The organism is Caballeronia sp. AZ10_KS36, assembly GCF_023631105.1.
Classification (GTDB): domain Bacteria; phylum Pseudomonadota; class Gammaproteobacteria; order Burkholderiales; family Burkholderiaceae; genus Caballeronia.
Genome location: NZ_JALQDQ010000042.1, coordinates 1 through 10,147, shown reverse-complemented (window position 1 = coordinate 10,147; position 10,147 = coordinate 1). Strand labels below are relative to the sequence as shown.

General features: G+C 63.7%; 8 protein-coding genes and 1 pseudogene. 3 read left to right on the top strand and 6 right to left on the bottom strand.

Features of this window, described 5'->3' with window-relative positions; translation table 11 throughout:
- The 3 genes from NCR35_RS27050 to NCR35_RS27040 form a co-directional block, all read left to right on the top strand.
- Window positions 1–294: cytochrome c oxidase subunit 3 (locus NCR35_RS27050; RefSeq protein WP_250535752.1), on the top strand; the 294-nt coding region annotated here is incomplete at its 5' end.
- A complete protein-coding gene (locus NCR35_RS27045; protein ID WP_250536998.1) occupies window positions 294–770 on the top strand; it encodes a hypothetical protein in 477 nt (158 codons plus the stop codon). The genes NCR35_RS27050 and NCR35_RS27045, both read left to right, overlap by 1 nt.
- 43 nt (window positions 771–813) lie before the next feature.
- Window positions 814–2,106, top strand: a complete 1,293-nt coding sequence (locus NCR35_RS27040; protein ID WP_502801730.1) for a c-type cytochrome — start codon at window positions 814–816, stop codon at window positions 2,104–2,106.
- Between the two features lie 334 nt (window positions 2,107–2,440).
- Here NCR35_RS27040 and NCR35_RS27035 read toward each other — a convergent pair.
- From NCR35_RS27035 to NCR35_RS27010, 6 genes and pseudogenes are all read right to left on the bottom strand, one after another.
- Window positions 2,441–3,629 (bottom strand): annotated as a pseudogene (locus NCR35_RS27035) (IS256 family transposase).
- Between the two features lie 932 nt (window positions 3,630–4,561).
- Window positions 4,562–6,238 carry a GMC family oxidoreductase gene (locus tag NCR35_RS27030; protein WP_250536997.1) on the bottom strand — a complete coding sequence of 559 codons (1,677 nt, stop codon included), beginning with the start codon at window positions 6,236–6,238 and terminating at the stop codon, window positions 4,562–4,564.
- Complete coding sequence (locus tag NCR35_RS27025) at window positions 6,207–6,854, bottom strand: gluconate 2-dehydrogenase subunit 3 family protein (protein ID WP_250536996.1); 648 nt, start codon at window positions 6,852–6,854, stop codon at window positions 6,207–6,209. The genes NCR35_RS27030 and NCR35_RS27025 overlap by 32 nt, the downstream gene beginning before the upstream one ends.
- Window positions 6,851–7,765 carry a hypothetical protein gene (locus NCR35_RS27020; protein WP_250536995.1) on the bottom strand — a complete coding sequence of 305 codons (915 nt, stop codon included), beginning with the start codon at window positions 7,763–7,765 and terminating at the stop codon, window positions 6,851–6,853. The genes NCR35_RS27025 and NCR35_RS27020 overlap by 4 nt, the downstream gene beginning before the upstream one ends.
- A gap of 23 nt (window positions 7,766–7,788) precedes the next feature.
- Window positions 7,789–8,895, bottom strand: coding sequence for an enolase C-terminal domain-like protein (locus NCR35_RS27015; RefSeq protein WP_250536994.1), 1,107 nt, complete (start codon window positions 8,893–8,895; stop codon window positions 7,789–7,791).
- 13 nt (window positions 8,896–8,908) lie between these two features.
- Window positions 8,909–10,147, bottom strand: a 1,239-nt coding sequence (locus tag NCR35_RS27010) for a thiamine pyrophosphate-requiring protein (RefSeq protein WP_250536993.1), incomplete at its 5' end; no start/stop codon positions are given.

The window sequence follows — 10,147 nt, the reverse complement described above, 5'->3', positions numbered from 1 at the left end:
GGCTGCGTCTTCTCCGGCATGCAGTTGAAGGAATGGCACGACCATCCTTACGGCATCACGGCGCATCTCTATGGCTCCCTGTATTTCACGATCACCGGCTTTCACATGGCGCACGTCATGGTCGGCATCGTGATTCTCGTGTTGCTTGCCGTGTGGATCGCGCTCGGCTATTTCGACGAGGAACGCAATGCACCGATGCGGATCGGCGGCCTGTACTGGCATTTCGTCGACGTAGTGTGGCTCTTCATCTTCACGTCGCTCTACGTGACGCCTTTCTGGATGCGGGGTCACTGATGCAAACGTCCGCGCTGCCCGAACAGCATCTCACGAAAGAAGAAAAGCGGCGTCTCGTCGTCTGCGCGTGCGCGGGCTTCTTCCTCTCGCCGGGCGCATGGCTGCTACAGGTGGTCATCTCCGAGACAGTGTCCGCACAGGGCTGCTACGCCGAATCGATTCGTCGGGCGGAGCCGGTTTTCAGGCACTTTCATGCGTGGCTGTATGGCACGTCGGCTGCGGCTGTGATCGTGTCGCTCGTTTGCGCAGGTATGGCGGTCTACGGCTTTCGCTTCTTGCAAAGGAAGGAAAGGCAGGCCAAGACCGAGCGCGGCGGCGAGGCGTCTTCGGAGAAGCCTTCGCGCTTTGAAGAACAGCTGGCTCGCAAGCGCTTCATTGCGCTGTGCAGTGCGTTGATCGGCTGTCTCTTCGTCCTCGCGCTGGTCTTCACCATTCTGGCCGAAGTGTTCCTCGATTCCTGCAATCAATGGCATTGAAATGAACGCGACGAGTTTGAAGAACCACATCGCCGCTGCACTGATGCCAGTCGTGCTCGCCACCCTGGGCGCATGCAGTGGCCGGGCGAACGACGATCTTCCCGACAACGTCACGGCGCAGTCGCCGATGACCAGTTCGCCGCAGTTGATCGCTCGCGGCGAATACCTCGCCAAAGCGGGCGATTGCAGCGCGTGTCACGACGCGGCCGATCACACGCCGCTTGCTGGGGGAATGCCGGTCAATTCGCCTTTCGGCCCTATCTACGCGAGCAACATCACGCCGGACCCAACCTTGGGTATCGGACGCTATACGCTGAAGGAGTTCTCGGACGCGATACGTTATGGGAAGCGCCGCGACGGCAAGCGGCTTTATCCGGCCATGCCGTATCCGTCGCTCGCCAACATGACGGATGACGACGTCACCGCGCTCTATGCGTATCTGATGCATGGCGTGAAGCCGAGCGCGAAGCGCGCGCCGGAAACGCATCTGCCTTTTCCGTTCAATCAGCGATGGGGCATGTTGTTCTGGAGCTGGGCATTCGGTAATCGGGATCAATACGAGCCCGATCCTAAGCGCAGCGCGCAATGGAATCGCGGCGCGTACCTGGTGCAGGGGTTGGGGCATTGCGGCGCATGTCATACGCCGCGCGGTCCCGCCTACAACGAGCTTGGTTACAGTGAGAAGTCGCCATGGTATCTCACGAGCGGCGTGAACGATCACTGGCTTGCACCCAACCTTACCGGCGATCCGGGCAGCGGACTAGGACGCTGGACTGCACAGGACATCGTCGATTTCCTGCGTACAGGTCACGGCGCAGGCGCGATCGCTTTCGGGGCCATGGCACCGGTCATCGGGGACAGCATGCAGTACATGACCGATGGCGATCTGAATGCGATCGCCACCTATCTCAAGTCATTGCCGCCACAACAAACCTACGGCAGTTTCGCCAACACGGACCACGCCAAGGTGCAGACGGCGCGCAGCATTCAGACCGGCGAAGTGGAGCGTCCCGGCGCGGGCATCTATCTGTCGTTCTGCGCGCGCTGTCATCAGGCGGACGGCACAGGTCAGCCGGGCAAGGTGGCAGCGCTCGCCGGCAACCCGCTCGTGCTGGCGGAAGATCCGACATCGGTCCTGCGCATCGTGATCGAAGGCAGCAAGAGCCCATCGACCGAGACAGGCCCGGCGCCGCAAAAGATGCCGGGCTTCCGCGGTCAATTGACGACCGCACAAATGGCGCAGGTCGTCAGCTTCATTCGTGGTACATGGGGCAATCATGCGGCGCCGGTTTCGGACCACGAGGTCGAAAGCCTTCGCTCCAAAATTCATAAGTAGGCGATGGGAAGCGATGGAGACCGAGCCATGTGCCTTTGATTCATCGGATACAACGTGGAAACAGAGGCTTAAGCGGCCCGAGCCGAGCGGTTCCCGCTGTTTCGAACACTAGCGCTGCATTTCACCCATCCATAGGCGAACGGGTCCGATAGCATCGCCATTAGAGATGCGCTTTTGCGTTCGGCGTCGGCAGGTAGTCGAGGTCGCGCGCTTATCTGTCGCGAGTTGTGTGCGTCAAGGTGTGCAGAAACCGGATGCCGGCGGTTTCAGTTGATCCTTCTGTGCGGCGTGCGGTGCGGAGGGCGTAGCCCGCAGCGCCGAACGCCGCCCGCCGCTATGCAGCAGCGCGCAAGAACTCCTTTTTCTGCTCGGCCAGCAGGGCCATGTTCAGATAGCGGCTGTCCTCCAGCCACGTTTCATGGGTTTCACTGCATAGCGCCCTGACTAAGCGCAGACACGCGGCCTCGTTTGGGAAGATCCTCACGATACGCGTACGCCGCTTAATCTCTTCGTTCAAGCGCTCGAGCATGTTGGTCGACTTCAAATGCTTGTGATGCGCGCGCGGCAGCCGGTAGAACGTGAGCGTCTCGGCAATGTTGCCTTCCACCCAATCGACGAGCTTCGGATATTTGCCCTGCCACTTGGTAATCCACGCCGCGAGATCTCGCTGCGCCTCCTGCAGATCGCGTCGGTCGGACATCCAGCGCAGTTCTTGCAAGCAGTCGTCATCGGCCTTGCGCGGCAGGTAGTCCAATGCGTTGCGCAGAAAGTGCACATAGCAGCGCTGCCAGGCGGCTTCGGGCAGCACCTCGCCGATCGCCTTCTTGAGCCCCGCGTGGTCGTCCGAGGCGACGAACTCGACGCCTGACAGGCCACGCTTTTTTAGCGCCAGAAGGAACTCTTTCCAGCTCGACTGGCTTTCGCGGTTGGCCATTTCCACAGCCAGCACCTGCCGATGGCCTTCCCAGTTGATGCCGATGGCAATCAGCACCGCTTGCGAGCGGATCACGCCCGATTCGCGCACCTTCTCATAGCGCGCATCGACGATCAGATACGGATACGCTTCCTCTAACGGCCGATGCGCGAACTTCGCCAGCGTTGCGTCGAGTCCTTTATTGATGGCGGAGATTGCTGAGGCCGAGAAGCTGTGACCGCATAGCTCTTCGGTAATCGCCTTGACCTTGCGGGTCGAGACGCCCTGTACGTACATCTCGGCGAGCGCGGCCACCAGTGCCTTCTCGCTGCGCGCATAGCGCTCGAACAAGGCAGTGGAGAATTCGCCGTGCCGGTCGCGCGGCACGCGCAGCTCCAGCTTGCCGATGCGCGTCACCAGCCCGCGGCTGGGCTCGATAGCCACTGCGTGTCTCGGTCCGCTCGTTAGGCGATGCTCCCAGCAGCTCGGTCATCTCCGCTTCGAGCACTTCCTGAAGCGCATCCTTCATGAGCGCCTTCATCAGATCCCGGTCGCCGGCAACCAGCGCTTCCACTGGCGGCCGGATCGTACTACGCTTGGTCGTGGCCATGGCGTAAGTCCTCCCGAGGGCAGGTTGACGAACTCGACATTCATCAACTTACACCACGGCCACCCCTTCCTTCGGCATCTTCCCGCCTCCGAACTTTTTGCACACTTCTCGGCACATTACCCTGTCGCGCTTACATGGATCGCGATGGAGCGCCCGCTCAACGCGGCGGCCCGTCCTCGGGCGCCTAGCGGGGCGATATATCTCCGATCGCGGTTGCGAGTGACACTGTATGGCAGCATTTGGCGGAATGACAGACGCCTTGCGGACGGCTGCATCCTCCATCTTTCAAACACTAGGACTGCCGCGGCTTCCGCCGGACCACTTCCGCAACGGTCCCGGGAAAAACGGCTTGCCGGAAGCGGACACGTCGCTCTCAACGACAATGGCAACGGTGTGGCGCGCCTCCTTGGGTTCGAGGCAGCCGTTGGCAGCTGGGCTTCTGACCATTTAAGCGCGGTTCTAGCTACCTTGCTTAACCGATCGCCGCGGCAAGCAGCCCGACGAGTAGGTCAGATCGCCGAGGATCCGGACCGCATTCCGTGGTCGCCGGGAGTTGGATGAACCACCTGTTCAAGGTAGGCGAACACGACCGCCGGGGCGAGGAAGCTGGTAGTGCTATGAACATGGAACGGTTTCAAAGAAACGATAGACCGGATCGCGAGAACAGACGCAAGGGACCTTTCTGCGGACCATTCGTGGGTGCGTGCGCCAAGCATTGAACGCGTGCGGCCTGCGATGTCGAGGGCCGGCCATCTTCCGAAGATTCTGCGCCCCGCGACTCGCACGAGAAAAAGACCCAGGGAGGACACGATCGCCGACCGGGCGCATTCCTGAAGCGTCGTGACGTGGTCGTGGGTGCCGAAAACGTCATTCGGCAAGACCATTTCTTAGGCGAACATGTCGTCGCGTAGGTGCGGTTCTACGGGTTCATCTTACAATTCGCCGCGTGCCGCGAGCGCCTGTATCCTGTCCGCAGTGCGTAGGGCAATCGCCTGTATCGTCAGAGACGGATTAACGCCGCCCACCGTCGGGAAGACAGAGCCGTCGCAAATCCATAGATTATCGATGTCCCAACTGCGGCAATCCGCATTGACGACGCTTTTCGCAGGATCGTCGCCCATCCGCGCTGTGCCGTTAAGATGCGCGGTGTCGTCGGTTTCTGGCCAAGTGTCGCGAGCGCCCGCCGCTTCCAGTGCAAGGTTCATGAATCGAAGAGAATGCTCAATCAGTCGGCGGTCGTTTTCACACCACGAGTGTGTCACGCGCGCGATCGGCAGCCCGTACTGATCCTTCTCGTCGGCGAGCGTCACGCGGTTGCGCTCCTGCGGCATGGTTTCGCCGACGATCTTCAAGCCCGCCTGATGGTTGTACTTCTGCATTTCGTCGATCAACTGTTGACCCCATAAGCCGCGTCCGTTCTGCACCGACGCCCACTGCACCGGCAACGGTCCCTGGCTCATGTAGCAATAGCCGCCAAAGAAGTCCTTGCCCTTGTCCTCGTAGTTCCAGTGCTCTGTGAGGGAAAGGGAAGGCGGGCCCTTGTACCAGCGCACTTCTTCTTCCATCGTTCCCCAGACGGCCTGATTGCTCTGCACCATCAGGTTCTTGCCGACGAGGCCGGAGCTGTTCGCGAGGCCATCGGGATAGCGGTCCGTCGCGGACATCAAGAGCAGGCGCGGCGTTTCGATCGCATAGCCCGCCACCACGACATTGCGCGCGCGCTGGAACTGCCATTGCCCTTCGCGCATGTATTCGACGCCCGTTGCGCGTCCGTCGTCGCCCATCACGATACGCCCGACCATCGCGAGGTCGCGAATCTCGGCACCTGCGCGCACGGCCCGCGGTATCCACGTGACGAGCGCGCTCTGCTTCGCATTCGTCGCGCAACCCGACACGCAGAAGCCGCGATACACGCACGGATGTGCTTCGCCGCGCGGCGCCGAGACGGTGGCGAGCGGCGTCGGCGACCAGTCGATGCCGAGCGCCTCGCAGCCCCGCGCGAGCACGAGCGCGGCGGCGTTCAGTTCGTGCGGCCGATACGGATAGCGCGGACGTTTCGGTCCCCATGGATAGTTCACCGGCCCCGCGATCTTCAGCGCGTCTTCCACCTGCGCGTAGTAGTGCCACATCTCGCGCCAGTCCACCGGCCAGTCTGCGCCGTAGCCGAGCAGCGTGCGCGACTTGAACCACTCCGGCCGGAAGCGCAGCGACACCATGGCGAAGTGAACGGTGCTGCCGCCCACCGCCTTGCCGCTGTTGTTGTTGCCGAGCTTGAGCGGGTTTTCGCCGTCGCAGATGCGGTCGTCGGTCCAGAAGAGCTTGCCCTGATGCGTCTCGTCGGACGCGAATTCCTCGAGCGGACGCCACCATGCGCCGGCATCGAACGCGACGACCTTGAAGCCTTTCTCCGCGAGACGACACGCGAGCGTGCCGCCGCCCGCGCCGGTGCCGACGATCGCGAAATCGACCGCTTCGTCTTGCGGATATTCGCGCATCGGAATCCATGCGCCGGTATGGTATACGTCGGGCGCGCGCCCGTTCTTGCCGCGCGGAAAGTGCTCGGCGTCCTTCGGCGATTCAGCGGACACGGGCGTTCTCCTTGCGTGCATCGTCATCGTGGCCGGGCTTTGCTTCGGCCGCTTCCCACGGATCGCGCCGGTTGGCGACCATGCGCACGTAGCCGCGAGGATTGGCCGGGCCGCCGAAGCCAATCTCGCTCCAAGCATGCGGATGCGCGTAATACATCCCGCAGATGTCGTGCAGCACGCGCTCCGCGAAGAAGACAGCGGGCGGCATGCCTTGCCACTCGGGGCGGTCGAGCTTGCCGTGCTGCATGTCGTGGATCAGCGCGCGCCGCGCGTCGTCGTCGATGCTCGCGAACGGCAGTTCATGGCGCGCGCGGCTTTCGGCATCGAGCGCATGCAGGCCGATGCGCCAGGCATCGCGCATCGGCGGCAAGCGCGCGTCGCGATAGCCGTCGCCGGTGTTCTCGGCAAGGCGCGCATCGACGAGCGAAGCCACTGGCACGGCGGGCCGCTCGCGGTCCTGCGGCACGATGCACGCGCATAACGCACAGAGCGCGCGCCATTCGACGGCATCGAAAAACATCGGGCCTTGCGGCGTGGAGAGCCGCTTGTCGATGACCTGGCGCGTCACGTCGTCCCACGAGGACGTGTCGCGCTTCTTCATCACGTCATAGTCCGGATAGCGGGGCAGCGTGGTCATTTTTCGGTCTCCCGCAGTCGAAGCGCGGCAAGACCCGCGAGCGCGAGCGCGGAAAAACTCGGCGGCGCGGGCAGCGGCGGTCCGTTGAAAAGGTTCTGACTCCAGTTGCGCCAGCCGCCGCGATTGCGCGCGACGCCGCGTGCATGAAAGCCGACGCCGATAAAGCCGAGCGCCGTCGTGATGCGCAGCCACAGCCGCGTGAGCGGGCGTTCGCGCGGCGCGGCAAGCGCGGTGTTGAGAAGCAGGACGGAGGCGACCGGCGGGATAACGATCGGCGCATACATCACCGGGTTCTGGAACGAGCCGCGAAAATGCAGCAGCGCGACTTCGCCGAGCGTGCCGACGAGCCCCGCGCTCGTGACGAGCGCGAGCGCCTGTCCGGCCGGCATGCCGAAAAGGCGCGGCTCGTGCGCGGGCTCGTCGCGCAATCGTTCGGACACCGCGCCGAGCGCGCCCGAAAGCAGCAGCGCCGTGGGCGCGCCGATGGGCGCGGCATAGAAGAGGTTGTGCCAGCTCCATCCGCCGGGACGCTTCGTGATGTTGTACAGATGGAACCCGGTCCCCGCGATACCCGCGAGCGCCGCGCCGATATACACCGAATCGCGCACGGGATGCCGTGCCGCCTCGCGGTCCGATCCACCGTGCAGTCCGGCGAGCAGCGAGAGCGTCGAGACGACGAGCGGCGTGTACATGGCCGGGTTGTCGAAGGAGCCGCGATAGTGCTCCATCGCGCTGTCAGCGAGAACCGAGAGCGCGAGCAGCGCCGAGCTATGGTTGAACGTGCGCGCCGTGTCGATGTGCGTCTGTTTCTTCGAGCGATGCGCTTCGCGCGTGCCGAGCCGCGCGACGGCAAGTCCCGCCGCCGCGACGCCGCAGCCGATGGCGATGTCGATCATTCTGGTTTGCGTCATGTTGAAGTCGAATGCCGTTCGTTCTAAACCGCATACCGGTGCGCGTCCGCATGCCTGAAATCGAGCCCGCAGCCCGGCCGCGACCAGTCCGGCGCAATGGCGCCTTCGTGGGCGCGCGGCGCGCCGTCGAACAGCATCGACTCGATGCGAACGTGATCGTGAAACCATTCCTGATGCCGCAAGCGCGGCGCGGCGCAGGCCGCGTGCAGATGCAGCGCGGGCGCGCAATGCGCCGACAGCGGCACATGAAAGGCATCGCACAGCGCGGCCACGCGCAAGAAGCCCGTGACGCCCCCGCAGCGCGTGAGATCGGCTTGCAGCACATCGACGGCTTGATGCGCGAGCAGCGCGCGGAAGTCGTCGAGCGTGTAGCCGTATTCGCCCGCAGCCAGTTCCATGTGCGCGGGAAGCGCGTCTCTCAGCAACGCGAGGCCCGTGATATCGTCCGATGACACCGGCTCTTCGAACCATTCCACGCCGTATTGCGCGAACTGCTCGGCATAGAAGAGCGCCTGCTTGCGATCGAATGCGCCGTTCGCATCGACGAAAAGGCCCGCTGCATCCCCGATCGCTTCTCGTGCCACCGCCACGCGATGCGGATCGCGCGAAGGCTCCGTGCCGATCTTGATCTTGACCCAGCGGCATCCGTCTTCGTGCACCCAGCCGCCGAGTTGCGCGCGAATCTCATCGTCCGTGTAGGTCGTGAACCCGCCGCTGCCGTAGATGGGAACGCGATCGCGCATGGCCCCGAGCAAACGCGCGAGCGGTATGTCGAGCAGGCGCGCCTTCACATCCCAAAGCGCGCAGTCCAGCGCGGAAATGGCGCTCGCCGCAAGCCCCGAGCGCCCGATGTTGCGCACGCGCTGCTGCATGCGCAGCCAGAGCGCATCGATATTCCACGCGTCTTCGCCGATGAGCGTCGGCGCGAGCGTCGCTTCGACGAGCTTCGCCGCGCTCGCATCGTTATACGTGTAGCCGATGCCCGTCTTGCCCGCCGCAGTGACCTCGGCGACGACGAGCGTCGTCGAGTTCCACCCATAGGTGCCGTCTGCTTCCGGACGATCGGTCGGGATCGTATAGGCGCGTGCTCGAACCGCTTCGATCGGCGCTTCGCGTTTCGTGAGATGCATGGCGCGGCCCCGTCTACTCGTCCTTGTGCCCCGGCAGCACCGCGCCCAACACCTGCTTCGCCGTATCGACGATGATGCTGCGTTCGTTCGGATCGCCTTCGAAGAGCGTCGTCGCGAATGCCTTCGCCTGTTGCAGCGTGATGTGCGGCGGCAGCGGCGCGATGTTCGGGTCCGCCTTCACTTCGATCACGACAGGCCGGTCCGATGCCAGCGCGTCGTCCCACACGGCGGCCATGCGCTCGGCGTCGTCCACATAGAAGCCGCGCAAGCCGATCAACTCCGCGAAGCGGTGATACGGCACGGACGGAATGTCCTGCGACGCTTCGAACTTCGGGTCGCCGTTCATCACGCGTTGTTCCCACGTGACCTGATTCAGGTCTTCGTTGTTGAGCACCATGCAGATCCAGCGCGGATCGGACCATTGCTTCCAGTACTTCGCGACGGTGATGAGCTCGGCCATGTTGTTCATCTGCATGGCGCCATCGCCGACGAGCGCGATCACGGGCCGCTCCGGATGCGCGAACTTCGCCGCGATCGCATACGGCACCGCCGCGCCCATCGAAGCGAGGCCGCCGGACAGCGAGCACATCATGCCGCGCTTGACCTTGAGATCACGCGCATACCAGTTTGCACAGGACCCCGAATCACTTGTCACGATGGCGTTGGCCGGCACGCGCGGCGACAGTTCCCACACCGTGCGCTGCGGGTTCACGCCTGTCGTGGCCGGCTCCAGTGCGCGCTTTTCGAGCTTCTTCCACCAATCGGCCATCCAGCCTTCGATGCCTTCGCGCCATGCGCGATCCGTCTTTTGTTGCAGCATGGGCAAGAGCGCGCGCAGCGTTTCAGCGCTATCGCCGACGAGGTTCACTTCCATCGGATAGCGGATGGAGAGCATGTCCGCCTTCAGGTCGATCTGCACGCCGCGGGCCGCGCCTTCCTTCGGCAAGAACTCGGAGTAGGGAAAGCCCGAGCCGATCATGAGCAGCGTGTCGCATTCGGTCATCATCTTGTAGCTCGGCTCCGTGCCGAGCAGACCGATGGAGCCGGTCACGAAGGGCAGATCGTCGGGCAGCGCGGCCTTGCCGAGCAGCGCCTTCGCGACGCCCGCGCCGAGCTTTTCGGCGACGGCGATCACTTCGTCCGTGGCTTGCAGCGCGCCTGCGCCGACGAGTATGGCGACCTTCTTGCCCGCGTTGAGGACGTCGGCGGCGCGTTGCAGATCGTCGGCGTAAGGCACTGTCTTCGGCGCGCG

Coding starts and splice junctions, on each gene's coding strand:
- NCR35_RS27040 (WP_502801730.1), top strand. CDS start 814: ATGCCAGTCGTGCTCGCCACCCTGGGCGCATGCAGTGGCCGGGCGAAC.
- NCR35_RS27020 (WP_250536995.1), bottom strand. CDS start 7,765: ATGACGCAAACCAGAATGATCGACATCGCCATCGGCTGCGGCGTCGCG.
- NCR35_RS27030 (WP_250536997.1), bottom strand. CDS start 6,238: ATGCACGCAAGGAGAACGCCCGTGTCCGCTGAATCGCCGAAGGACGCC.
- NCR35_RS27045 (WP_250536998.1), top strand. CDS start 294: ATGCAAACGTCCGCGCTGCCCGAACAGCATCTCACGAAAGAAGAAAAG.
- NCR35_RS27015 (WP_250536994.1), bottom strand. CDS start 8,895: ATGCATCTCACGAAACGCGAAGCGCCGATCGAAGCGGTTCGAGCACGC.
- NCR35_RS27025 (WP_250536996.1), bottom strand. CDS start 6,854: ATGACCACGCTGCCCCGCTATCCGGACTATGACGTGATGAAGAAGCGC.